Source organism: Rahnella perminowiae, assembly GCF_019049695.1.
In the GTDB taxonomy this organism is placed as follows: Bacteria; Pseudomonadota; Gammaproteobacteria; order Enterobacterales; family Enterobacteriaceae; genus Rahnella; species Rahnella perminowiae.
The window spans coordinates 160265-184467 of the sequence record NZ_JAFMOT010000184.1 but is presented as its reverse complement, the minus strand read 5'-3'; the positions used below and the strand labels follow the sequence as shown (position 1 = coordinate 184467).

21 protein-coding genes are annotated in these 24203 nt (G+C 53.7%); 8 read left to right on the top strand and 13 right to left on the bottom strand.

Translation table 11 applies throughout. From position 1 onward, the window contains the following. The 4 genes from J1781_RS19045 to J1781_RS19030 all read right to left on the bottom strand — a co-directional run bounded on the left by J1781_RS19045 (position 1) and on the right by J1781_RS19030 (position 3025). Positions 1-240: a DUF1272 domain-containing protein gene (locus J1781_RS19045; RefSeq protein WP_129953351.1), complete on the bottom strand. Its 240-nt coding sequence runs from the start codon at positions 238-240 to the stop codon at positions 1-3. A gap of 164 nt (positions 241-404) precedes the next feature. Beyond that, positions 405-776 carry a VOC family protein gene (locus J1781_RS19040; protein ID WP_217138793.1) on the bottom strand — a complete coding sequence of 124 codons (372 nt, stop codon included), beginning with the start codon at positions 774-776 and terminating at the stop codon, positions 405-407. 97 nt (positions 777-873) lie between these two features. Further along, the gene (locus tag J1781_RS19035) at positions 874-1563 is read right to left on the bottom strand and encodes a helix-turn-helix transcriptional regulator (protein WP_217218864.1); all 690 of its coding nucleotides are present in this window, start codon (positions 1561-1563) and stop codon (positions 874-876) included. Positions 1564-1603: 40 nt separating this feature from the next. Then, positions 1604-3025 carry an MFS transporter gene (locus J1781_RS19030; RefSeq protein ID WP_217218865.1) on the bottom strand — a complete coding sequence of 474 codons (1422 nt, stop codon included), beginning with the start codon at positions 3023-3025 and terminating at the stop codon, positions 1604-1606. 134 nt (positions 3026-3159) lie between these two features. On the opposite strand from J1781_RS19030, the gene J1781_RS19025 reads away from it, so the two are divergent. After that, positions 3160-4068, top strand: coding sequence for a LysR family transcriptional regulator (locus tag J1781_RS19025; protein ID WP_129953349.1), 909 nt, complete (start codon positions 3160-3162; stop codon positions 4066-4068). 78 nt (positions 4069-4146) lie between these two features. Here J1781_RS19025 and J1781_RS19020 read toward each other — a convergent pair whose 3' ends face one another. Together J1781_RS19020 and exoX are read right to left on the bottom strand one after the other, a co-directional pair. Further along, positions 4147-5220: a hypothetical protein gene (locus J1781_RS19020; protein ID WP_217234019.1), complete on the bottom strand. Its 1074-nt coding sequence runs from the start codon at positions 5218-5220 to the stop codon at positions 4147-4149. A gap of 162 nt (positions 5221-5382) precedes the next feature. Continuing rightward, positions 5383-6045 carry an exodeoxyribonuclease X gene (exoX, locus tag J1781_RS19015; RefSeq protein WP_217219041.1) on the bottom strand — a complete coding sequence of 221 codons (663 nt, stop codon included), beginning with the start codon at positions 6043-6045 and terminating at the stop codon, positions 5383-5385. A gap of 388 nt (positions 6046-6433) precedes the next feature. On the opposite strand from exoX, the gene J1781_RS19010 reads away from it, so the two are divergent. The 7 genes from J1781_RS19010 to J1781_RS18980 all read left to right on the top strand — a co-directional run bounded on the left by J1781_RS19010 (position 6434) and on the right by J1781_RS18980 (position 13571). Continuing rightward, entirely contained in the window at positions 6434-7588 is a 1155-nt protein-coding gene (locus J1781_RS19010; RefSeq protein ID WP_217219042.1) for a mandelate racemase family protein, read from the top strand. A gap of 98 nt (positions 7589-7686) precedes the next feature. Next, positions 7687-9282, top strand: coding sequence for an ABC transporter substrate-binding protein (locus tag J1781_RS19005; protein WP_129953730.1), 1596 nt, complete (start codon positions 7687-7689; stop codon positions 9280-9282). Positions 9283-9323: 41 nt separating this feature from the next. Next, a complete protein-coding gene (locus J1781_RS19000; protein ID WP_129953729.1) occupies positions 9324-10340 on the top strand; it encodes an ABC transporter permease in 1017 nt (338 codons plus the stop codon). Next, entirely contained in the window at positions 10337-11242 is a 906-nt protein-coding gene (locus J1781_RS18995; protein WP_217138798.1) for an ABC transporter permease, read from the top strand. The genes J1781_RS19000 and J1781_RS18995 overlap by 4 nt, the downstream gene beginning before the upstream one ends. Then, entirely contained in the window at positions 11214-12080 is an 867-nt protein-coding gene (locus J1781_RS18990; protein ID WP_129991132.1) for an ABC transporter ATP-binding protein, read from the top strand. The genes J1781_RS18995 and J1781_RS18990 overlap by 29 nt, the downstream gene beginning before the upstream one ends. 24 nt (positions 12081-12104) lie before the next feature. Continuing rightward, complete coding sequence (locus tag J1781_RS18985; RefSeq protein ID WP_217157009.1) at positions 12105-12875, top strand: ABC transporter ATP-binding protein; 771 nt, start codon at positions 12105-12107, stop codon at positions 12873-12875. Between the two features lie 444 nt (positions 12876-13319). Beyond that, positions 13320-13571 carry a hypothetical protein gene (locus tag J1781_RS18980; RefSeq protein ID WP_217234018.1) on the top strand — a complete coding sequence of 84 codons (252 nt, stop codon included), beginning with the start codon at positions 13320-13322 and terminating at the stop codon, positions 13569-13571. Between the two features lie 105 nt (positions 13572-13676). Here J1781_RS18980 and tssG read toward each other — a convergent pair whose 3' ends face one another. From tssG to J1781_RS18945, 7 genes are read right to left on the bottom strand one after another with little or no spacing between them, the layout of a single operon-like run. Continuing rightward, positions 13677-14711, bottom strand: coding sequence for a type VI secretion system baseplate subunit TssG (tssG, locus tag J1781_RS18975; RefSeq protein ID WP_217219153.1), 1035 nt, complete (start codon positions 14709-14711; stop codon positions 13677-13679). Continuing rightward, positions 14711-16486 carry a type VI secretion system baseplate subunit TssF gene (gene tssF / locus J1781_RS18970; protein ID WP_217219154.1) on the bottom strand — a complete coding sequence of 592 codons (1776 nt, stop codon included), beginning with the start codon at positions 16484-16486 and terminating at the stop codon, positions 14711-14713. The genes tssG and tssF overlap by 1 nt, the downstream gene beginning before the upstream one ends. A gap of 13 nt (positions 16487-16499) precedes the next feature. Then, complete coding sequence (locus tag J1781_RS26230; RefSeq protein ID WP_217219155.1) at positions 16500-19598, bottom strand: ImcF-related family protein; 3099 nt, start codon at positions 19596-19598, stop codon at positions 16500-16502. 2 nt (positions 19599-19600) lie between these two features. Beyond that, positions 19601-21040 (bottom strand): KPHS_23130 family T6SS system protein, encoded by a 1440-nt coding sequence (locus J1781_RS18960; protein ID WP_217234017.1) that lies wholly within the window; start codon positions 21038-21040, stop codon positions 19601-19603. Continuing rightward, a complete protein-coding gene (locus tag J1781_RS18955; protein ID WP_129953339.1) occupies positions 21040-21297 on the bottom strand; it encodes a PAAR domain-containing protein in 258 nt (85 codons plus the stop codon). Before J1781_RS18955 ends, J1781_RS18960 begins: the two co-directional genes overlap by 1 nt. Beyond that, on the bottom strand, positions 21294-23330 hold the full coding sequence (locus tag J1781_RS18950) for a Tle3 family T6SS lipase effector (protein ID WP_217234016.1): 2037 nt from the start codon (positions 23328-23330) through the stop codon (positions 21294-21296). Before J1781_RS18950 ends, J1781_RS18955 begins: the two co-directional genes overlap by 4 nt. Positions 23331-23333: 3 nt before the next feature. Further along, a complete protein-coding gene (locus tag J1781_RS18945; RefSeq protein WP_217234015.1) occupies positions 23334-24200 on the bottom strand; it encodes a T6SS immunity protein Tli3 family protein in 867 nt (288 codons plus the stop codon). Between the last annotated feature and the right edge of the window lie 3 nt (positions 24201-24203).

Genomic DNA, 24203 nt, shown 5'->3' with positions numbered 1-24203 from the left:
CTAAGAAGCACAGCCCTCAGGCTTAAAGACCCGCGTGGTGGAGGCCGGATTATTTGCCAGTTTGTTCGCCGGTCTGCGCGGACGGGCAACCAGTTCTCCGCCGCAGTTGGGGCATATCCCGTGAAGTTTGTCTTCGGCACAGGATACACAGAATGTGCATTCGAATGAGCAAATCCTTGCGTCGGCGGAAGGCAGCAGATCGGTGTTACAACACTCACAGTTAGGTCTCAGTTCCAGCATAGAATTTATCCTTCAACAGTATGACTTCAGGGATAACCATCAGACGTGCGCCGATTTGTTTCGACATAAACATATCCTGAAACAGGTGATTGGGAAAGTTCCGGCGCATGGGCTGACCGCGTTGATTTAAGCAGAGCACCCGGGGGCGCTCTGGGTTGCGTTATTTACTCCATCGACAACCGGTAAACCCGCAGGCGATGCCCGTCAGGATCCAACGCGAGGAAGGTATAGCCAAAATCCATTTCAACCGGCTGCTGTAAGATGTCCAGCCCGTTGTTGCGCCAAAGAGAGTAAAGAGCATCGACCTGTTCATTGCTGTCGGCAGGAAAGACGAGCTCGCCATTTCCGGCACAACCCTGAGCGGCGGGTTCGACAGTATGTTTTGACCAAAGCCCCAGTTTCATTCCGCAGGGCAGAATAAACATGGCGAAAGTAGGTGAAGATTCAACGGGCTGTTTTTCAAGAAGACTTTCATAGAATTTCGTACTGACTTGCGGATTGTTGACGTACAAAATAACGAAGTTTGAATCAATCATCAGTGGCCCCTCAGGAATGAAAAGACATCCGGTTTGATGTCTGTTACTGAGTATCTTAGTGGCCACCACTGCCAGTTTCTGTCAGTAGTGATTCGGGTTACTGAGGTGAAATCTGTTCCTTGTCCTGCCACTCTTTCAGCAATCTCTGACGCCGTTTCGGGTAGCGCTCATCTCGCCGTTTAAGAGAGATAATGCAGTCGGTGCGGAAATGACGAAAACTCTGACGCGACTCGCACCATGCGATCAGTATCTGAACCTGTTCGAAATAACCGAGGGCAAAGGGCCAGATCACCCGTGAGGAACTTTCATTTTTCAGGCTGCGATAAACAATTTCAATCTTACGTTCGTCTTTAATTGCCTGACGGATTTGCGGCAATAACGCTGCATCTGCGCCAGAATTGTCTGCAGGGCCGATGAGCAAGGTTGTCGATTCCAGGGACATGCGCAGATCTTCGGGAAGAACCGCTGCAATTTTGGCCAGCGCGTTTTTTGCTGCCGCACTCAGTTGCCCGTCGCTACGTTTGGAGACCCAGCGGGAACCCAGCACCAGCGCCTGGATTTCATCCTCGGAAAACATCAGGGGAGGAAGCATAAAGCCGGGTTGCAAAATGTATCCCAGCCCCGGCTCGCCCTGAATATTGGCGCCCTGTTCCTGTAATGTTGCGATATCCCGGTAGAGCGTTCTGACGCTGATATTGAGCTCTGCTGCCAGCGTTAACCCCGTCACCGGAAACCGGTGACGGCGGAGGATCTGAATTAAATCAAGCAAACGCTGGGAACGGGACAAGGTGTGATTCTCTTAAGTATCAGGTTATCTATTATTTCCATTATTTCTCCGCCTGCAAGTGTCCACGCTGACCTCGCAAGCGGCTGATGCTGATCAGCATCGCCACAACCGTCGCAATCACCGCCACCCATAAACTGACCTGTACTGCCTGGGCTTCCTGCAACACACTCCTGGCTGAATAAATTGTCAGGATAACGCCGACGCAGGCGGCACCGAGACACTGGCCGAAGGTGCGCATAATGGCCAGTACGCCGGAGGCATAACCACTGTTTTCGCGAGAGGCATTAGCGAGCATTTCGCGGTTATTCGGACTCTGGAAGCAACCGAAGCCCACACCACAGATAAAGCTTCTCAGGCCGATATCCCAAACCTGTGGATGCGCAGGGAGTTGCGTGAGTAATAATAATCCCACCGCAAATATTGCCAGACCCACAGTAGAAATAATAGCTGCGGGATAGCGGTCGGCAAGGCGTCCTGCATGCGGTGCCGCCAGAATGATCCCCAGCGGCCACGGCGTGAAAAGCAACGCGGAAACGAAGGCGCTGTAACCGTACACGCTCTGGAACAGGAACGGCAGCGCGACAAAAGTAATCCCCTGGCTGACGAAAGAGGCCAGCGAGGTGAAGGCCGCCAGCGTGAACCGTGCAGAGGCAAACATGCCGAGCGGCAGCAGCGGTTTCGGCGCGCGGCGCTGACGCCAGACAAAGGCCACGCCTGTGATGATCGCTGTCAGGCCATAGGTTATGGCGGTAGCAAGTTCGTCATTTCCCGGACGCGCAAAGGATTCAGCGGCCATAATCAGCGCGCCCAGGGCCACCGCCGATAAAATTGCACCCGCCGTATCAAACGGCTGTGGCGTGCCGGACGGATTTGATGGCACCACGCGCAGCGCAATAACGACGGCAATAATGCCGAGTGGGATATTAATGGCGAACAGCCATTGCCAGCTCATCGCGGAAAGTATTGTGCCGCCCAGAACCGGCGCGACGGCGGTGCTGGTGGCAATTATCAGGGCATTCAGCCCCAGTATTCGCCCGAGCAGACGGTTGGGGAACACGGAACGGAAAATCGCCGGGCCGATACTCAGTGTGGCTGCCGCACCGATGCCCTGAAGCACCCGCATGATAATCAGCATATCGGGGGATGTTGACAGCACACAGCCCAGAGAGGACAGGGTAAATACTGTCAGCCCGGCGGCAAACTGCCGGCGAAAGCCGATGTGACTGGCCAGCGCGGCGAAGATTGCCAGCGTCATGGACGCCGACAGCAGATAACCGTTCGACACCCACACCGCTGCGCCTGCTGAAATATCCAGCGCCCGTGCGATTTGCGGCAGCGCGATGTTGACCATTGAGCCGTCGAATACTGCCATCGTTGCCATGATCATTACAGCGGCCATCGCGAATCCGCGTTCGCGGCCCGGTAATCCTTCATCGCCTGGTTTATCGGAAAATAATTCCATTACGCATTCGCCTTATTGATATTGAGTTTTGCAACTATACCGGCAGGTAATAAAGTGCGGAAGACGCAGCATCTGCATTAAATACCTGCACCAAACGCCTTCTCTCATTTTTATCGCTGCGCTAGTATGGCGGGATGAATGAACCCGATCTGAACTTACTTATTGCCCTCGATGTGCTCCTGACTGAAGGAAGTGTCGTCGGTGCTGCCCGCCGTTTGGGATTAAGTGCCTCCGCCATGAGCCGCACACTCAGCCGCCTGCGGGCTACCACCGGCGATCCACTGCTGGTGCGCGCCGGGCGAAATATGGTACTGACGCCTTATGCTGAAGAAATACGCCAGCGTACGCAAAATGCGGCCTTTGAGGCGCGTGCCCTGTTGCGGCCTTCTTCCGCTGATTTCAACGTATCCCGGCTTGAGCGTACTTTCCTGATCCGCTCCAACGATGGTTTTGTGGTGTCGTTTGGTGCCGCGATGATCAGCGCCGCTGCGCAGGCTGCCCCTTCCGTATGTTTACGATTTATGTCCAAACCGGAAAAAAACTCAAATGCGTTGCGGGAAGGACGGGTCGATCTTGAGATCGGCGTTTTAGGCGAAATGGGGCCGGAAATTCTTTTACAGACGTTATTCCGCGACAGGTTTATGGGGGTGGTCAGAAAAGACCACCCGCTGGCAGCAGGGAAGGGGATTACCGCACAGGCGTATGTGTCGTTCGGACACGTTGTCGTTTCACGCCGTAACAACACATTTGGCCCGGTAGATGACGCGCTGGCCGAGGTTGGCCTGACACGTAAAATTGCCGCTGTGGTGCCGGGTTTCTCCGCCGCTCTGGCGATTGCGCGAAATTCCGATCTGGTGGCGCTGATCCCTGCCTCATTTCTAATTTCCGAACCTGACGGGCTGTATGCTTTCGAGTTGCCGTTAAAAACCCGCGAAATCACCATTTCCCAGATGTGGCATCCCCGCTCAGATGTTGATCCGGCGCACCGCTGGCTACGGCAACTGGTGCTGAGTGTATGCCGGGCGAGCATGAAAAAGGAATAAAAAAACTACCCTGCCAATGAACAGGATGCAGCCATGAATGCTCCGGTTTCCGTTAACAGAAGATTCCCGGATGAAATATCAGTTTTTTACAGCAGCCTTAATATCATTTTGGAAAGCCTCCCCTTTAGACAAAAGACTTTCCTTCATAAGGTCTTCGGCACTTTTTACTGCTACAAGCATGTAATAAGGGGGCGTGTCGGTGCATTTGAGTCGTGAAAAGGCGTATTCATAATTCCGGGGTATGGCCATTCTGTAATCACCTGGTCCCACAGTCATAAATAGAGCATCTGGCCTGCCTGGGATTATCATGTAATGTTTGTTGCAATAGAACGTTGTCCGTGAATCGAGAGGCATTGTTCTGTGGAATACATATTTCATGACAATGTTAGTGTTAACAGTATACGCAATGAAAAATATGTAACCGATACTAAAGCATGTCAGGAATATAGTGGATGTTTGTTGCTTAGGTACAATATACCTTCCAAAACGCTGCCGTTTTTCTTTGAGGTTCAACGACATGAGAGGTAAAGTAATGAATACAAAAAGTGCGCTAAACATGAGGCTGTAGAGTAGGGCGGCGTAACCTAATACACTGACTTTATTGACTGTTTGCTCATAGGGTATATCACTTGTCTCCATCATTATACTTCTGGCCAGAAAATAACAATAGGTGGAAATCAATATCCAGGAAAATTTCAAAACGTTTGTGGAAAATTTTATGATTAATTTATATCTTTCGTCGAGATGTGATATCAGATAATAAAGTGAAAAGTACATGTTCAACAACGTCACGACACTGAGTGTCCCTATCGTTGTCGCGGATGCTGAATGCCAAAATTTTATTACGACGCAAGTGATGAAAAAAAAGCACATTGAGCTGAGGCTCAATAAACTGATTGTTTCATTTTGAGTATAGAGAAACCTGGCCTTCCGTGGCTGTTTTTTAACAAACTTTCTGGTAAATAACGCCCGGATCTTAGGTCCTGAAATTTTTTCCCAAAAAAGATAAGCTAAACAAGCCAGAACACCTATTATTGCAATGATATTGAATAAATAGTTGTTTTTCGGAGTTATGACCAAAACAGAAAGATAAATAAGAATGACTTGCAAACGAAAAGCTAAAGTTAAAAGTGATTCTTTGGATTTTTGCATTGAACGGATCAACTCCCTCTATAATTTGTGCCGGGTTAAGGTTTACGGCAGAATTTGCTAAATTCAATCGTTCAGCGGCGGTTTTGACCGCTATCAACCGGCTACCTCAGGTTAGGGTAACCGGCCGTGAGCAGATGCCGGGAAATATCATAAATTCAGAGGTTATTGCCCTTCCAGATAATGCTTCAGTGTCATGCGTAAATCAGGGGTGAGTTCTTTGATGTTGTTCAGCATCCAGCGCAAATACATCGGGTCGTCTTCAGCGATTTCGGCAATTTTCCTGCCGCGATATTTGCCGAACATCATGGTGCTGACTAAAGCAGGGCGCCCGGTAATGGTCACCATTTCTTCGGGCGTCCAGCCTGATTCTTCCATGATGCGGATAAGTAACGCGGCGGTGATGTAGCAGTCAAACAGTGCGCGGTGATGATGCAGATCCGCAGGCGTTGCCACTTGCAACTTGAGAGATTTGTAGAGCGCCATGTTGCTGTATTTAATTCCCGGCCATAAACGGCGCGCCAGTTTCACGGTGCAGATCCAGTCGCCCTGCATTTCAGGCAACATGCGTTGGTCAAAACTGGCGTTGTGAGCCACATAATATTGACTGCCGTGATAACGTGGAACGATCTCCTCAATCCACGGTTTATCGGCCACCATGGCCTCGGTAATTTTGTGTATTGCCATCGCCTGATGGCTGATAGGACGGTCTGGCCTCACCAGATCACTCATCGGGTTGACGATTTTTCCGTCTTCAATATCGACCGAGGCCACCTCCACGACGCCGCCTTGTAATCCACAAGTTTCGGTATCAATAACGCGCAACATATCCCACTCCGGCTGTTCACCAAGCACTTTCTAAAAACACTAGCCTAACGGATTGGCTTCATTGTGCCCACTTTTCTCCTCACAAAGTGAAGACCGGGATATTCCCCTACACCCCATCCGACTATTTCCTGTACAGATCACATTTTACCTTACTTTCGTGAAAATGCTCACAGTCTCCCGTGCATATGCCCAAACTTACCCGCAAATTTTCGGCTTTTAGCCGTGGAAATGCGCCCGTAAAGTGGCTAACTTCGATAATGAAACACCATTTTATTATTGTTGGATTGCGATTTTAAAGCAGGGTGAGTGCGCTCACGCTGCTCAATGAATGCGCAGTTACGGAGCGCTCCGAAGAGCGTCAACTCTCTCAGTAATGGCAGGTATCGCTGTGAAAATAAGTTCTGTTGAAGTCTCTGTTTTTACTTATCCGACCCGTCGCGTTTCTGACAGTGCGGGTCATTCTCATCCGGGTGAAGAAAGTCAGGCGAAAATGGCCATGTTAACGATCACCACTGACGAAGGCGATTGTGGGTATTCGTTCGCGCCGCCGGAAGTGGTGCGTCCGCACGTTGTGAATGCCTTTTTCAGAAAAGTGCTGGTGGGTCAGAACCCGTTCGACCGCGAACGGCTCTGGCAGGATCTGGTGCACTGGCAGCGCGGCAGTGCACATCAGCTGACCGAGCGGGCGCTGTCGTTTGTCGAGCAGGCGTTGTGGGATCTTATCGGTCGCAAACTGAATATGCCGGTGCATAAACTGCTGGGCGGATTCCGCGAAAAAGTCCCGGCGTACGGCAGCACCATGTGTGGCGATGAACTGAAGGGCGGGCTATCGACGCCGGATGAATTCGGGCAGTTTGCCGAAAAACTGGTGGCGCGCGGTTATCAGGCCATCAAACTGCACACCTGGATGCCGCCGGTGGCGTTTGCACCGGATCCGAAAATGGACATCAAAGCCTGCGCCGCCGTGCGTGAGGCGGTCGGGCCGGATATCGAACTGATGCTCGACGGTTACCACTGGTACAGCCGCAGTCAGGCGCTGACCATCGGTAAGGCGCTGGAAAAACTCAACTTCGCGTGGTTCGAAGAGCCGATGGAAGAAGAGAGCATGGCGTCCTACGCGTGGCTGGCAGAAAATCTGTCTATTGATGTGATCGGGCCGGAAAGTCTGGGTGGTAAGCATCACAGCCGTGCGGACTGGGTGAAAGCCGGTGCCTGCGACATCTTACGTGCCGGTGCCAACGGCGTCGGTGGCATATCGCCGTGCATGAAAGTCGCCAGTCTGGCGGAAGCGTTCGGTATGGATTGCGAAGTGCACGGCAACGGCGCAGCCAGTCTGGCGGTGGTCGGCGCCATCCGTAACTGTCGCTGGTACGAACGCGGCCTGTTGCATCCGTTCCTGGAATATGACGAGCCTGCGGCGTATCTGAACAGCATTGTTGACCCGATGGATGAACACGGCTTCGTGCATCTTTCTGATCGCCCCGGCCTGGGTGAGGACATTAATTTTGATTACATAGAAACCCATACCGTCAGCCGCGACTGACCTGCGGGCAGAAAAATAATAAACCTCTGACTCTACCCGGAAGGTACATCATGAACTCTGGCAAACCGTGGGGCGCGTGGCTTTTCGCGCTCCTGCTGATGACGTCTGGCTGGACGGCGCAGGCAAAAACGCCGCCCGACCAACTGATCATCGGCATGAACATGAATAACCTGTTAACGCTCGATCCGGCTGCGATGACCGGCAATGACATTGTCGGCATCGTGGTCAATCTCTACGACCCGTTGATTGAGCTTGATCCGCAAGAACTCACCAACGTACGACCGGCGCTGGCGACCTCGTGGGAGGTCAACGACGCCCGTAACCTCATTACGTTTCATCTGCGCGATGGAGTGAAATTCCACTCCGGCAATCCGGTCACCGCGAACGATGTGGTGTGGTCGATGCGCCGCATTTTGCATCTCAATCTGGCACAGGCCTCGGTGTGGAAATCCTACGGCTTCAGTAAAAAGAATGTCGATGAGATGGTGCGTTCGCCGTCTCCCGGTGTCGTCGAAATTCAGTTACCTAAACCCAATGACCCGAAACTGGTGATTTACTCACTGGCGGCGCTCGGCAGCGTGGTGGCGCTGGACAGCAAAACCGTGCAGGCGCATGAAGTGAACGGCGACTGGGGCAACCGCTGGCTGACCACTAACGAAGCCGGTTCCGGGCCATTTCGCCTCGACAACTGGCAGGCAAAAGACGTGCTGAACATGAGCCGTAATCCGCACTACTGGCGCGGTGAACCGAAACTGTCGCGTGTGGTATTCCGTCATTTTCAGGAATCCCAAACCCTGCGCCTGATGATTGAAAAAGGCGATCTGGATATTGCCAATAACATGGCGGTATCCGATGTGAAAGCGCTGAGCCACGACCCGGCCATGCAGGTCGATCAGGTGAAAAAAGGCACTATTTATTACGTGGCGATGAGCATGAAAGAGCCGCATTTCGCTAACCCGAAAGTGCGTGAAGCGGTGCGCTATCTGATTGATTATCAGGGTATCGGCAAGGCGCTGATGAACGGTTATGGCATTGTGCATCAGCGTCCGATTCAGGTCGGTATGCCTGCAACATTGCCGGATCCGGGCTATACGCTGGATATCCCGCGCGCCAAAACCTTGCTGGCGGAAGCCGGTTATCCTGACGGTTTTGACACCACGCTGCGGGTGCTGGCCGATCAGCCGTTCCTTAATATCGCGATTGCGGTGCAGTCTACGCTGATGCAGGCGGGGATCCGCGCCAAAATCGTTACCGGGACCGGCAACCAGATTTACGGCGCGATGCGTGAGCGCAAGTTCGACATGCTGGTCGGGCGCGGCGGCAGCGGCGTGGAACCGCATCCGCATTCCAGCCTGCGTGCGCTGGTCTACAACCCGGATAACAATGATGCCGCGCGGCTGACCAATTTTCAGGGCTGGCGCACCGGTTTCTATGACAAACAGCTGAATACGGATATCGATCAGGCGCTGCTTGAACGTGACCCTGAGAAACAGAAACAGGATTACTTCGCCATTCAGGAACGTTACGACGCGCTGATCCCGGCGCTGGTGCCGCTCTCGCAGATGGTCGACTCCATCGTGGTGCGCAGGGATGTGAAAAACTATCTGCCCCATCCTTCCGCGACCACGTTCCTGCGTGACGTTTATAAAGACAATGCCACCGATGTTCCGCCAGCCGGAGGTAAAAAGTTATGACCATGCAAATTCCTGCTCCTGTTTCAAAGCCAACGGTGCGGATGACCTTTCCCGCCGGACGCATCGGTAAGCGGCTGGTGCAGGTGGCAGTCACGTTGTTCGGCCTGCTGCTGCTGACGTTTTTTATTGGTCGCGTAATGCCAGTGGATCCGGTACTGGCAATTGTCGGACCGGACGCTGACCACAGTACCTATCAGCAGGTTTATCATCAGCTTGGTTTTGATAAACCGTTATGGACGCAGTTCGGCATTTACCTTTCCGGGCTGGCGCACGGTGATTTAGGGAATGCGCTACTGACCGGTAAACCCGTGACCCAGGACATTCTGCGGGTCTTCCCGGCCACCATGGAACTGGCGACGCTGGCGATCCTTCTCGGCGCGGGTGTGGGTATTCCGCTCGGTGTGCTGGCGGCGGCAAAACGTAACAGCCTCGCGGATTATGGGGTGCGTATCATCAGTCTGGCCGGTTATTCCACCCCGATATTCTGGGTCGGCATGATGGGCTTACTGGTGTTTTACGCCTGGCTGGGCTGGGTCGGCGGTGCCGGACGGGTAGATTTCAGCCTTGACGGACAGGTCACGCGCCACAGCGGCTTTATGCTGATCGACGCGCTGATCGCCGGAAACTGGGAAGTGTTTCGCAACGCGCTCAATCACCTGATTCTGCCGGCGTCACTGCTCGGTTTTCACTCGTTAGCCTACATCAGCCGCATGACCCGTAGCTTTATGCTGGCGCAGCTTTCGCAGGAATTCATTATCACCGCCCGTGTGAAAGGACTGAGCGAATGGCATGTGCTGTGGAACCATGCGTTTCGCAACATCCTGGTTCAGCTGTTAACCGTGGTTGCGCTGGCATACGGCTCGCTGCTCGAAGGCGCAGTGCTGATCGAAACCGTGTTTTCCTGGCCAGGTTTTGGTTCTTATCTCACCAGCAGCCTGATGCTGGGCGACATGAATGCGGTGATGGGTTGCGTACTGGTGGTGGGCATGATTTTCGTGGTGCTGAATTTGCTCTCCGACCTGCTATATCAGGTCTTTGATCCGAGGACAAAAGTATGACGATTTCCCTCGATTCCGTCACGCTCAGCGCGGGCGACGAAAAACGCCAGCGTGTGAAACGGGCGCTTGGCCGCGCAGGCCATTTCCTGTGGCAGATGGCGCGTAATCCGCTGACTGCTATCGGTGGTGCGATAATACTGATGCTGATGATTGTGGCGGTTTTCGCACCGTGGATTGTATCGTTTCATCCGCTGGTACAGGATTTAAACAATGCGCTCAGCCCGCCGTCGGCGGTGCACTGGTTTGGCACAGATGAGTTTGGTCGCGATATCTTCAGCCGTCTGGTGTATGGCTCGCGCATCACGCTGTATATCGTGCTGCTGGTGTCGGTCACCGTCGGGCCGCTTGGTTTGCTGCTGGGCGTCACCGCCGGGTATTTTGGTGGCAAAACCGACATGGTACTGATGCGCGTTACCGACATCTTTATCTCCTTTCCGAGTCTGGTACTGGCACTGGCGTTTGTCGCCGCCCTCGGGCCGGGGCTGGAACATGTGGTGATCGCCATTACGCTTACCGCCTGGCCGCCGATTGCCCGTCTGGCGCGAGCCGAAACGCTCTCTCTTCGGCAAGCCGATTTTATTTCGGCGGTGCGTTTGCAGGGCGCGAGCCCGGTGCGGGTGTTGTGGCGTCACATTGTGCCGCTGTGCCTGCCGTCTGTGATTATCCGTATCACTATGAATATGGCGGGGATTATCCTGACCGCTGCGGGTCTGGGCTTCCTCGGCCTCGGTGCACAGCCGCCGGATCCGGAGTGGGGCGCTATGATTTCCAGCGGCCGTGCTTACATGATGGAGTGCTGGTGGGTAGCAACGATCCCCGGTCTGGCGATCCTGATTAACAGCCTGGCGTTCAACTTTTTAGGAGATGGCTTACGTGACATTCTCGATCCCCGAAATGACTGACGCTCCGGCGTTACTCGACGTGCAGGACCTGCACGTCAGCTTTGTGAATGGCCGTCAGATCACGCAGGCGGTACGCGGTGTTTCCTTCCAGCTCGGGCGCGAAAAACTGGCGATTGTCGGTGAATCCGGCTCGGGTAAATCCACCATTGGTCGTGCGTTGCTGCATCTGCATCCGTCTAAAGCGCGTATTACCGCCAATAAAATGCAGTTTGCCGATGTGGATTTACTGCACGCCAGCCCGTCGCAGATGCGGCAGGTACGCGGCAAGCGGATTTCAATGATTATGCAGGATCCGAAATACTCGCTGAATCCAGTGTTGCGCGTGGGTGACCAGATTGCCGAGGCGTGGCGTTCGCACCACAAATGCTCCTATAACGATGCCAAAAACAAAGTACTGAACATGCTCGACGTGGTGCGTATCCGTGACCCGGAACGCGTGTACGGCTTGTATCCGCACGAGATTTCCGGCGGTCAGGGACAACGTATCATGATCGCGATGATGCTGATCACAGACCCTGAAATGGTGATTGCCGATGAACCGACCTCGGCGCTTGATGTCTCCGTGCGTTTACAGGTGCTGGCGCTGCTTGATGACCTGGTGAATACCCGGGGGCTGGGACTGATATTTATCAGTCATGATATCAATCTGGTGCGCAGTTTCTGCGACCGCGTGCTGGTGATGTATGCCGGACGTATTGTCGAATCCATTGCCGCCACCGATCTGGATAACGCGCAGCATCCGTACACCCGTGGCCTGCTTGACGCGCTGCCGGATATGGATAACCGCCGTTACCCGCTGCCGGTGATGCAGCGTCAGGCCAGCTGGCTGACCGATTAAGGAGCACCAATGCAACAGAAAATCATGATCGACGTGCGCAACCTGAACCTGACTTTTGGTGAAGGTGCGAAAAGCGCGCAGGTGCTGACAGATGTGGACATTGCCGTGCGCGAGGGTGAGATTTTCGGGCTGGTGGGTGAATCCGGTTCGGGCAAAACCACGGTGCTGAAATGTCTGGCAGGGTTGTTTACTCACTGGAAGGGGGAATTGGAAATCGACGGTCAGCAGCTTGAACACCGCATTGGCCGGGAGCGCTGCAAACTGGTGCAGATGGTATTTCAGGATCCGTACGGTTCACTTCATCCGCGTCACACCATCGGCGACATTCTGGAAGAGCCGCTGCAAATCCACCGCATCGATCAGCGGGAGCAGCGGATCAATACCATACTGGAAAAAGTCGGTCTGAACCGCGCTTTCCGCAGCCGTTATCCGCATCAGCTTTCCGGCGGTCAGCGCCAGCGGGTGGCGATTGCGCGGGCGCTGATCCTTAAACCCCGCGTATTATTGCTCGACGAACCGACTTCTGCGCTGGATGTCTCCGTACAGGCGGAAATCCTTAATTTACTGTTCGATCTTCAAAAAGAGGAAGGGTTGACGTATCTGATGGTGACGCATGATCTGGGCGTTATCGCCCATCTATGCCAGCGTGTCGCGGTGATGAAATACGGAAAAATCCGCGAAACGCTGGACACTGGCGCCCTGCTGGGCGGCGATATCCGTGATGATTACACCCGCACGCTGGTCGATGCCAGCCGTGATTACAGCCGCGAAATGGCAGCGAAAGTGATGTTATAAGGTGAGGTAAGGATAAAGGTCGCTGTAACGCCAATGGTGCAGCGGCCTTTTTACTTTTTATTCCTGATCCTGCCCAACGTAATTCCCGGCCATAAACGGCGCGTCAGTTTCACGGTGCAGGAGTTGCGCCACTCACATCAGCAAAATTTGTTTCAAGATGTAATTTATCCGCGTAAATGAGAAATTCATATTAGCAAAGAGGGGGCAAAAATTATTAAGAATGGTCTTAATCACCGGGTATTCATTCTTTTTAAAGTAAAATGAATTCAATATAATGAAAGAAACTTCTGTACTAAGATAATGCTTAATGTACCAGAAAATAAAAATGTGTCTTTGAGTTTTGCTTTAGAAAGGGATGGGTTGATATAAAAAATCATAATTATCATCATCGTACGTTTGCCAGATGCCTGCTATCTTAGTTAAAAAAACTGTTGGGGCGAAGGCATGAAACTGCTGAAAAATGTATATGAATACCGTGACTGGATGATTAAAGACTTTCTGCATCTTGATGATACATTCCCCTCGGTTTTCGAACCTGACGAGATTGAAATAGATATTTTGCGGCAGGCACCAAAAGAATTTCCGTGCCTTGTGCAACTTGTAGAAGATGAGTCCGGTAATTATCCACAGTTTTTTCAATTTATATACCGATCGCAGGTAGAAGAATGGGCCCGGTTCTTCGGTATTGTTCGTTAGAGAAAATCTTTATTTCAACGGGCTACCTGCGGCGGTGTTTTAATGCTTAACTTTACCGGCCAGTTAAACAGCGAACCATTCACTTTTCGCAAAGCGATTAAACCATTAACCCCTTCTTTCATTCCTGATCCTGCCCAGTTTCATCGTCACCTCTTTCGGCATTTTATCCAGATTATCTTCCCGCAACCCCATCACCACGTTGTAGCCCGCCATTAGCATGGGATCGCCCAGGCGTGGTAATGGAGCCAGTTTTATCGGGATAGTCAGTGCCAGGCTGACATCATAATCACACCCCAGATAGACACGTAGCAGGGTGAACACATCTTCACGCAGTTGTCCGCCGGGCAGCCAGCCTTTGGCCTCAATGGGGTCTTCAGTAAACATCTCCACACCGATGCAGTAGTTGGCATCGGAGGTTTCACTGCCGAGGACCAGATGATCGCCCAGCCGTTGTTGTTCTGAAAAAGAGAACCTTGCCCGTTTTCCGGCGGGCATCCGCGTGACCTTGTGAGGCTTCACGATTACGTGAGTGTTGGGTGCCTGCGAGCGGATCACACTGACAATCCCTTCCGCCGTGCGGGTGGTTCTGACCAGCGGCTGCAGTAACGCCAGCAATCGCGAGGCGGGTACGTCGTTACTGTCGGTGATACCGGTCAGGGCCATCAGACTGCGCGAGGTTTTGTCGGTACCGCCGCCCTCAAAGGTGGCGGGGTAGCTGTACTTTCGCCAGATGCGGTAAAACTGCGTCATCATCCGGTGGTTGAAGATATCTAAAAAGGCCTCCAGCGCCTCATGGCCTTCGCGCTTTTGGGCGATGTCATCGATGTAGCCGGTTGGCAGCGGCGAGTCCACGCCGTACAGCCCCATGAAGGTAGTGCGCGCCGACGGCGGCGCGTCCGGGCGTTCCGCACTCGTGTCCACTGCTTTAAGCTCGCTGACCGGAAAACCCATGCCCGGATGCGGACGAAAACGCACCGCGTCGTTTTTCGGCGAGAAGGTGCTGCCGAGAGGTTTATTATCCGATAGCTGTTTTTCCAGCAGCTGGCAAAAACGGTAGAAATTAAAGGCGTGCGCCCGGTCGTTACCGTCTTCGTCCCGCCAGAATTCTTCCAGACGTTTTTCGTTATCTTCCGTTTTCATCAGAATAAAACCCGTGTCAGTCGTCGTTCAGGCCATATCCATTGCTTCCCGGACTGACTGAGCGACACCGTCAGCTGAATGAATCTTCGGATATCGGCGTACTGGGTGTAGAACTGCTCCAGGATCTCGCAAAACAGCAGGGCATCGCCCTGGCCACAGAACTGATGTTCATCCAACGTTACGCGGATGGCCACGCCGTGCCAGCCTTCGGCAGGATAGTGAGAGGGCGTATACTCTACGTGCGTGATACCCGTAATGCGGCGCGCGTTGTCCGGGTCATGCGTCCAGTCCAGCAGGCTGAGCGCGTGACGCAGCGTGTCGATTTCCATCAGACCGGCGATGGCCTGCGGATGCAGCAGCGATAACACCTGCCACTGATAAAGTTCAGCGGTTGGCGGGTAATACGGCATGGAAGGACGCGAGCGGGTGGCACACTTCAACTCAAGGTTGCCCAGCGCAGTTTCGCCGTCGAAGACGCTTTCCTGCAACGCCATGCGCGGCCAGGCACCGTTGGTGCAGGTCATGTTCAGGCGCATTTTCAGGCCGTTCTGCGCCTCGTGCGTACGGCCTCCGAGCATTAAAATGGTCTCAAAAAGCCCGGACGTTCCCCGGTACATGCGGGTGTGGTAATAACGGTCGGGCCAGTTTTTTGCATACTGGAGCATGCCGCCTTTCTCACGGAACTGGCTGTAAGGCACGTAGCTGAATTCTGTGTTGTCCTCGGTCACTTGTGCGACATCATTGACCGCATAGATTTCGGTGTGTCCGTCGCTGAGCCGGTGCGGCCGCAGACGGTAATCACTGACCGCGGTGGTCACGGTCAGCGGTTGGGCCAGCAGGCGGAACAGGTTGATCACCGGTACGCAGTGCAGGCGGATAGCGTCCGGAGGGACGGCCAAATCGTACGGCCAGCGTTCGCTGAGCGTTACCTCGATATCAAACGAGGTGGTGTCCGCCGGAAAGGTCAGGGTTTCCAGTCCGCGCAGCTGCATAAAGAAATATCGCCCGGGTGAAGTGAAATACTCCAGCCACGGGCGCACTTCGCCGCACAGGGCCGGGCTGTCGCTCTCCGGCCACTGTGAGGCATCATTTTCTGTCTGCCAGCGTGGTATAAACTGCACGTCCACCGGCGTCAGCCCGGTCGATTCCTGCCAGAACCTCACACTCACCCGTTTCACCTGACGGCTGAGAGCCAGATACAAAGCCGACTGCAGCACACGGTCGCCGTTCAGGTACAGGCTGATGTTCTGCCAGTCGGCGCGGCGGATTTCAGTGAGGGCGGGCAGGGTGAAGCGCAGTTTCAGCGCCTGCTGGCCTTCTGGCAGGGTGAATAACGAGACGTTATCAAGGGCAAACGGATGCACTGTCAGGTCGCGGGTCGTGCGGTAGACGCAGCGCTGACGGTCATTACCCGGCTGCCGGGTAAGCACTTCGCTTTCAGCAGGCAATACCTCCTTACGCAGGTGCAGCTCCGGCTCTGCCGGTGTCAGTTCGACAATCGCGGTGGAGGGCAGGGTGCGGTTGATCACCGGCAGCAGGTGCGAGAGCAGCGGCTCGGTCAGTTCGGGAATATCATCATCAATCTTCTGCCGCAGCTTGGCCATCATCAGCGAAAAGCCCTGAAACAACCGTTCGACGGAGTCATCGCGCGGAACCGGACTGCCGTCTAACCCCAGTGCGCGTCCCAGTTCCGGGAATTCTTTCGCAAACTCCAGCCCGGCGTCCTTCAGATAGCGCATTTCGCCGTCAAAATATTTTAAGAAATCGTCTTCCATGTCGGTGCCTGTGTTATCGGAAAATAGTATTGGGTAACCTGAAGCCGCTGAGGTTCAGCAGACTGACCGGGTCGTTGCCGGCGGTAAAGGCCAGTCGGTAGTTAAGAGGCAGGCCGTCTTCAGCGGTCCAGACCACCTGATAATGCGTGTCGTCCACCGGCGTAATCTTGGCCATCTTCAGTAACCGGTAAAACGCCCAGGTGCCAGGTGTATCAAAACAGAGCCGCGCACCGGCGCGGACGCTGGTCCACATCAGCGATGCACCGGGAGCCCAGGTATCGCCAGGCCACTGAATATCCTGCCAGAACGGCATCTGATTGAAATACACCAGCTTCTGGCCGTCGATAATCAGCTCGGTCTGCACCACGTCTCTGGCTGTGCCCGCCTCCAGCCTGAAGCGAAAACCCCAGCCCGTATCGTTAAGCATGTGACCTAAGCGGTCGAGTTGATTCAGCTTGTTCACAAAGGATGAATTGACCGACAGCCCCGGCGGCAGCTTATCCGCCTTCTGCCAGCGGTTGTCTTTGTATTCCAGCACGCCGTTCAGGTGTTCACGGATAAAACCGGTAATCAGGCCGGTCTGCGGGTTGATAAAATCGTTCAGCGCGGCCAGCGAGGCGTCGTTAGGGCTGTCGGCGAACGGGAAGGTATTATCAAACTCTTTATGCCAGGCCGCGACGATCTCCTGCTGCCACTGCGCATCCATACCTTTTACGCCGGCGGTCATCACCTCTTTCCAGGTCTGGCTGAGCGGCGCTAAAAACAGCGCCTGCGCCATCGGCTGCCAGCCGTTGCCCAGCTGAACGCGCAGACGGGCGGGTAACTCAGAAACCGTGTTATCAATCTGCGTACCGCGAAATACCGACTGCGAGAGTGCCGCCGTGCCGCCGGTGGCCGCCGACAGGTTGCGCATCTTGTCGCGCAGTGTGGCCGTTTGTGACCGCCAGCCTGACAGCGTAATGCCGGCCCCTTTACCGGCACCGGTTGTCATCGAGACGATGCCGCCAAATACCGGCTTCAGGGCCGGGTTCAGCGCATGGCGTCGCTCGTTCGGGCTGCCCGCCAGCCCCTGCCACGCCAGCTGTTTCATCAGCGCTATCTGTGGCGACCGGCTGACGTCGGCGGCCAGCGTCAGTTGCTCCACCTGATTAGCTGTCGTATGCGCCTTCATCTGGTTGAGCGTTTTCTGCCATGTGGTGCCGTATTCGGCAAAATAGCGTGCCGTCAACCGTTCCCCAAGCGCGGCAGGTGAGCGCGAGGCTTCCACCGGCTGTCCCGGCCCGGCCAGCACCCAGCCGACCTGTTCCTCCCGCCGGGTGACCAGCGCGGCAATCTCCGGCGCGATTGCCCCTTCATACGCCTGGCGGGTAAAGCTGCCTGGTACGTCGGCGTCGAGGGTAAACATTCCGCCCGAGTCCTGACCGTTAAGCAGCTGTGTCAGCGACAAATCCGCGAAGTTGCGGGAGGTGCGGTAAATCAGGGAACCATAAAGTTTTTGCTCCGCGTCCGCGCCGCTCATGGCGTTCAGCAAGGCCGCCCGCGCCTGCGCGACCACCGCGTTGTCAGGCTGGATTTTCCAGTCAGGATGCCCGGCGAACTGCGCGGCAAAGAAGGTGATATCCTGCGGTTCGATGTTCTTCAACAACGGCTTCAGCTGCTGCGCAAAATAACGCTGCGCGTTACTGTCTGCGGTTTTATCGGGATGAGCCAGCATCAGGTAGGTTTTCAGCTGGTCATAGTCAGGGGTTGCTGACGTGAGCAATGCGCTAAGTTGATGCTGTGCCGGTTGCACAATAAGCCGCTGAGCCAGCGTGTTATATTGCGGCCAGAGTGCGGGCAGTAAGCGGTACGTAACATCCAGTCCAAAACGGCGGTACAACGGCGTCCCTTCCTGTTGCTGAGCCAGCAGGGTTTGCATGGTGTGTTGCAACGCAGAGAGCACGGCAGGTGAGGGAGAGGTTTTCGCCTGCTTAACCTGCTCCGCGCTGCCGGTCACCAGCCGGTAGTTGCTGATGCCGGATACTGTCGTACCGATGGCCAGAACCAGCATCGCGGCGGCGCTACTCCACTGCGCCACTGTTCGCGCCGTCATCCCAACCGGACGACCGGCGCGGCGATGAATACCCGCAGACAACTCCCGCCAGACCGGAGAATCCGCGCGCTCATGCGGGCTGTACGCCTGAAACACCAATGCCGGTGAAAACACCACGCCGTACAGCGGCAGCTGAAAATAGCCACTGAGCAGCGGTTTGAATGCATCTGCCCAACCGGACAGGCGGGCTTGTAAATCACTGGCCAGTTGCAGCAAAAACGTATGACGCATATTTTCACTGATTTGTGCCATGCCCTGCGCGCGCAGTTCGGGGAGCAGGGACTCCACGGAAGACGATAAAGACGCCGGCGTCAGCCTTTTGTGCTCCAATACACCGACCAGCTGCACCGGCCGTTCAGGCTGCGGCCAGCTCAGTTCACGCCGGTCCAGCAGATACACCGGCAGTTCCCAGCGCAGCCGGTGGCGGACGATTTTATAACCGCGAAGTACCGCGTCTGCCTGCTCCGTCTGGGTATAGTGCGCCTCATGACTGACCCAAATCAGCGCATCGGCAGGGGCGTGAGGGCGCAGACGGCGCAATGCATGAAGGTCTGCCGGATTGCCGCCCGCCGCCAGCGCTCCGCCCCATAGCAGCAGGGTATTGCCGACCGTCATCCAGCCGGATTGAGTCAGCCCCGGCGCGACCGCTTCAATATCGGTCACTTCACCCATTACCAGCAGCCAGGGGAGTTTGCGCTTCCAGCGCAGGCCGTAGCGATGCCTGAGGGCAGATCTCAACCGGCCAACATCAATGGACGGCTGAACAGGCCGCTCCGATTCTGTACCTGCCGGTGCGACTTTGGGGCGCACAGGAACCCGCCAGCTGGCCGACGTGGTGACGAGGGTAAATGACAGGGCAATAAGCGCGACAATCAGCGTGATGATCAGAACGGTCATTAAAATGCCGGAGTGCTTTGAGGACGAAGAAAACACGCCGTATTGCCAGATCACACTGATAACCGCAACTGCAACGGCCAGCAGTAGGAACAGTATTCCCAGTGGCTTAATGAATTTCTTCACAATCAGCTTCCTTGCTGCGCAGAACGGATAAAGTGCGGCTCAAGCAGGCGATTCAATATGATCCGCAGGCCCACGGCGCTGCTAATCATTGTGACAACCAGTGTCAGGATCACCGTGATCGCGCCCCGGAAAGAAAACAGCCAGTCCGGGAAGGCATGGCCGAGGGACCAGAACAACACCAGATTGAACAGCAGTGAAGCGACCAGGCATCCGGCAGGGTAGACATCGCGGGGTAACTGGCTGTGATAGTCAGCCTGAACCGGCGCTTGAGTCCCGACAACCACCGCCCAGGCTGACTCTTCTGCGGCGGCCAATACCCACTGGCTGCCCTGCCCGCGCTTAATCATGTCGGCAGCGGCCCCCAACATCAGCCAGCCCGAAAGAGAACCATACCCTCCACAACCTTTGTCGAAATCCAGTTGCCCACCCATAGGGGCTTCCTGGCGCAGCGGTAATTTCAGGTCATGGACAACGGCATTGAGCTTCTGACGCAGGGTGCCGGTCAGCCCGGAGAACCACACCAGACGAAGAGACTCTGCCGGTTGTTGCGACATATCGCGCAGTTCCCGCAAATCTTCCGGCAGTTTTTTCAGGTTTAACGGCATGGCTCTGAAGAGCTGCGGGGCATTTTGCACGGCATCGGGTCTAAGCAAGTTGGCGGGGGAGAGCAGCAGGCCGGTCGCGATTTCGCTGAGAGGCTTTTCCTCCACACCGTCGTAGTAGTGCATCGCAATAACGAGAGAGGGAGTGCGTGCGTCTAAGCAGGTTCCCACAGTTTCTAGAGACGCCTGCGGGCCGACAGGGTTTACCTGTAACGAGTAACCGGGATAAAGCGTTTGCCAGAGCTCTTCGAGGTAGAGAATGTGTGTTTCAGTCACCTCTGTTTGCGTCTGCACATAGAGTCTGAACGTTCCTTCCCTGGGCAGATTCAGCGTTTTGATTGCGTCTTCAAACGACGTCAGGATATGGCGGCAGATGATTTCAAAGCGATAAATCCCCGGCGGCACGTCATCGTCAGGAAACAGCAACACGGCAGGCTCCTCGTTATCGCCTTCTGGACGGGAGAGGCCCGCGACCCGCGGGTATAAATCCAGCCTGGTGGTGAAGTTCACGCTATCAACGATATGCAGATGCTGATGTGTCCAGTTTTGCCATGCTGCATTGGTGTTTGCCTGCCAGTGTGTCCAGCTGTAATACATCAGCGCACCGGTTTCCCATGTCAGGAGATAAAGCGACAGACACGACAATATCCCCACCAGCGTGAAGCCGGTCAGCGGCAGATAATGGCCTGAAGACAACGGATACAACCCGGTTGATGGCGTATCGAGCACTACCCAGACCAAAGCCAGTGCAAAAGCCGTCAGGAAGATAAACACGCACACCCACGGTGACCACGCAGGTGGCTTTTGCTGAGGTTCAGCCTGAGGAACTGACCAGCCCATTATTCGAACCCTGCATCAGGGAAGCTGGCATACACTACCGACCCACATTCAGTTTTGCACAGATGTACCACAATCCCTTTTCCCTGCTCCTCATAACCCGGCTCACATTCGATAATGCGGTTCGGGCCATGTTCCTCGCAGCTCACCATGTCATGTAGCAACGCCGCATTTTTGCCCTCAATCTCAAACGTCGATGAAGCAGAAATCACCGTGCCGCCGTGGGAGGTTTTATCCCCAAGAACTACGACATTTTTCATGCGAGCTCTCCCTGCGGTTTCTGTGCCCGGACTAACGCGATATTGTCAGCCTCGGCCTTTTTCACTGCGGCGTCATAACGGTGCTGGGCATCAGCATCTACGTCTTTACGAATAGCCGGTGGCAGCGGAGGTGGAGTGAATGTGCCTGTTTTGTAATAATTATCAGAACCTAACGCGGTCCAGTCAGCCATTTTCCTTAACATCAGCATCCATTCATCCTTCTGCCCGATATTACAGAACCCTATCGGCAAGTCGTAGGCCATTATTTGCTGAAGGAATAATGGGTTCTGGGGTAAATCACTGTGGTCGGCAGGCCGGGATATATATTGGCTGATACGTGAGCGCATTTTCTCTACGGATTCGCGATCGACATTCTTGCTATTAATGAACGGGGGACTGTTTTTATCTCCCTCAGGAACAGTAAAGGTTTTGCGCTCATTGAAGCCATACAGCTTGATATAGTATTTGTATGTATTGTCGTTGGGCTTGCCTGTTTCCGGGGCATTGGTGCTCCAGCTATACCCATAACTGTCGTAGTTTTTATCAGCCAGATAGATCTGATGTGCTGCTTTATCGGCGGGTAAGTCTTCAATGTGTTTGCGGTCTTTATCGAAATCAGCCAGCTGCTCCGCAGTAATAGGTTGAGGGACCTGTTCGGCATTGATAAACAGCTTTTGGTTTGGGTCCGGATCAGGCCAAGCCTGGCGGCTAAACACAGAATCATTGCTGTCCCAGAATTTTTTACCGCCATTTGGTTTCCAGTCCCTGCTCATATCCGGCAACGTACCGAACGGCGTTTGGGGGTTGGGGGCTTCGCCACAGGCCATATTTCGGGCGAGCATGCGCACAAAAAGTGAGTTTTCCGGCACCATCGCAAAAACAGGGTGCGGCTGGGTATAGTTGCTGGCTTTCGTATTGGGAAGCCCTTGCCAGCCAATACTCAATAAGGGTGACGACCCCATTACCCGGTCATGTGGGCTGCAATAAATATACGTGCGTCCGTGATTGTCCCGCTCAGGAACATCCGGATTGGAAGTTTTCCCATCCGGTTGCCAGTTCTCGCACGCACCATCAAGACCACAGACGAGTTTCTTCGGGTTGGCGTTCTTAAGCCGGTCCTTATTTTCAGCCACTTTTCCGACAATATCAGCAAAGGTGACGCGTCTCGCGGCTTCAGAAATACATTCCGCTAATGGATAGGAGAGATAGTCCATCCCCTTACTTTCCAGACAGAGCGGAGAATTCATCAAAAAGAGCGCATCAGGTGCGGCGCCCTCCATTGCCGCCGCTGCGGTGGCAATCATGGTGCCCTGACTGTGAGAGATAACCGTTACGGTATCCGTCGGGCTGAGTTCGCGGATCTTTCTCACCAAATTAGCCAGTCGTTCAGCAGCATGCGAATAATATTCACGCGGCGGAGCATTCGCCAACAGACGGTCTGTTTCTTCATTGATAAACTGCGTACTGAAGGGGATAGGGATTTTTTTGACCCATTTACTGAAGCCGTATTTGCTCCACAAAGAATAGAGTGATGTGCAGCCATTTTGGAAGGGCCCCCCTCCCCAGAAAAATGGATAGATATTATTTTTCAGTTCTTCAGAATTAAGATCTCGATAGCTTGCACCTTGTTCGGTTCGTAGTGGGATCAAATACTCAGCTTCCGTACCTTTGGGGGGACGGTATCCCCAGTAAAACCGAATAATTGGAGAACGCTCATTCTTAGTGATCTTTACCGGAAAAGTGCTGTCTCCATTATATGCATTGGGTTTTAGGACAAAATCTGTGCCTTTCAGACCAAGGCGCTGATTAAGTCCTTCACAAAGGTTTTCTTCCGCTGGTGTGTACCATTCGCCTTCCGAGTTTACGCCGTGAACAAAGATAACCAAGCCGGGGAGTTGAATGCCTTTTCTTACTTCCCCCCGAACACAAACATTTTGCGGGCTCATAGTACTTCTGGCTTGTTGAATACCATTAGGTGTCGTTTCACTGTTCAGTAAGCGAGTAGGTTGATGGTGTTGATAAGCTTCAGACATAAATCATCCTTGATTTTTAGATTGGTGGGGAAGTAAATCGAGATTGCAATTTAAGTGAGTTGTACTCTGAGGGGAGGACTTTAGGTTAGGCATTTCATCTTGGGGCGTTTTATTCCTTATGTCATAATACATTGTGTTTATTTTACTTCCTAATTCAGAAAGTTGCTCGTCAGTATATAAGTATTTAGTTGATAATAACTGGCCACTTACTCCCAAAGGATTGTCCTTATTAAATGCATCTGAGGGGATTCCTATTGTCAACATTTTTTTGTAAAAAATATCGTTTATTAAAACCTCTCGTGGCTGTATGAATGCACCTGTACTATTGACCATATATTTATCAGCGGTATAACCTTCATTTTTGATATAGATAGCGTCATCAGTCAAAACGATTGTGTAATTTTTAGAGTTTGAGCTGTTAATTGCCCCAAACTTAATATCACTAAATTTTTTGCCGCCATCATTACTGGCTGACAAGATACTGTAAGCACAACCTCTTAGAGAGTCCCCGCATGCATCGTTATCACCACTCACTAACGGAATCGCCAGCATGTCGTCGTTTTTCGCTGCCCAGATAAACTTGCCCTTATAGTTCATTGTTCCCTTAGAAAGGAACCAGAGCTTAGTTTTTATCTTCTTGTTATCATTGTGATAATAAATCGACCCATCATCGCAGTTCGAATAATCCTCCAGCGTGAGATAGCGATTTTTATCGATACGATAAATCACCTGTGGTGGGTTATGGATGGGTTGTACTGCCACCTTTCCTGGCTGCGTGGATGTTTGCACCGGAGGCGGTGTCACCGCACAGCCATTCAGGCTGGTCAGCGAGAATACTAATGCACCTGCGAGTAAAGTTAGCTTTTTCATGGT

Excerpts from the sequence above, each read along its gene's own strand:
- J1781_RS19045 (WP_129953351.1), bottom strand. The coding sequence starts at position 240 with ATGCTGGAACTGAGACCTAACTGTGAGTGTTGTAACACCGATCTGCTG.
- J1781_RS19040 (WP_217138793.1), bottom strand. The coding sequence starts at position 776 with ATGATTGATTCAAACTTCGTTATTTTGTACGTCAACAATCCGCAAGTC.
- J1781_RS19030 (WP_217218865.1), bottom strand. The coding sequence starts at position 3,025 with ATGGAATTATTTTCCGATAAACCAGGCGATGAAGGATTACCGGGCCGC.
- J1781_RS19025 (WP_129953349.1), top strand. The coding sequence starts at position 3,160 with ATGAATGAACCCGATCTGAACTTACTTATTGCCCTCGATGTGCTCCTG.
- J1781_RS19020 (WP_217234019.1), bottom strand. The coding sequence starts at position 5,220 with ATGCAAAAATCCAAAGAATCACTTTTAACTTTAGCTTTTCGTTTGCAA.
- exoX (WP_217219041.1), bottom strand. The coding sequence starts at position 6,045 with ATGTTGCGCGTTATTGATACCGAAACTTGTGGATTACAAGGCGGCGTC.
- J1781_RS19005 (WP_129953730.1), top strand. The coding sequence starts at position 7,687 with ATGACGTCTGGCTGGACGGCGCAGGCAAAAACGCCGCCCGACCAACTG.
- J1781_RS19000 (WP_129953729.1), top strand. The coding sequence starts at position 9,324 with ATGACCTTTCCCGCCGGACGCATCGGTAAGCGGCTGGTGCAGGTGGCA.
- J1781_RS18995 (WP_217138798.1), top strand. The coding sequence starts at position 10,337 with ATGACGATTTCCCTCGATTCCGTCACGCTCAGCGCGGGCGACGAAAAA.
- J1781_RS18985 (WP_217157009.1), top strand. The coding sequence starts at position 12,105 with ATGATCGACGTGCGCAACCTGAACCTGACTTTTGGTGAAGGTGCGAAA.
- J1781_RS18980 (WP_217234018.1), top strand. The coding sequence starts at position 13,320 with ATGAAACTGCTGAAAAATGTATATGAATACCGTGACTGGATGATTAAA.
- tssG (WP_217219153.1), bottom strand. The coding sequence starts at position 14,711 with ATGAAAACGGAAGATAACGAAAAACGTCTGGAAGAATTCTGGCGGGAC.
- tssF (WP_217219154.1), bottom strand. The coding sequence starts at position 16,486 with ATGGAAGACGATTTCTTAAAATATTTTGACGGCGAAATGCGCTATCTG.
- J1781_RS18960 (WP_217234017.1), bottom strand. The coding sequence starts at position 21,040 with ATGGGCTGGTCAGTTCCTCAGGCTGAACCTCAGCAAAAGCCACCTGCG.
- J1781_RS18955 (WP_129953339.1), bottom strand. The coding sequence starts at position 21,297 with ATGAAAAATGTCGTAGTTCTTGGGGATAAAACCTCCCACGGCGGCACG.
- J1781_RS18950 (WP_217234016.1), bottom strand. The coding sequence starts at position 23,330 with ATGTCTGAAGCTTATCAACACCATCAACCTACTCGCTTACTGAACAGT.
- J1781_RS18945 (WP_217234015.1), bottom strand. The coding sequence starts at position 24,200 with ATGAAAAAGCTAACTTTACTCGCAGGTGCATTAGTATTCTCGCTGACC.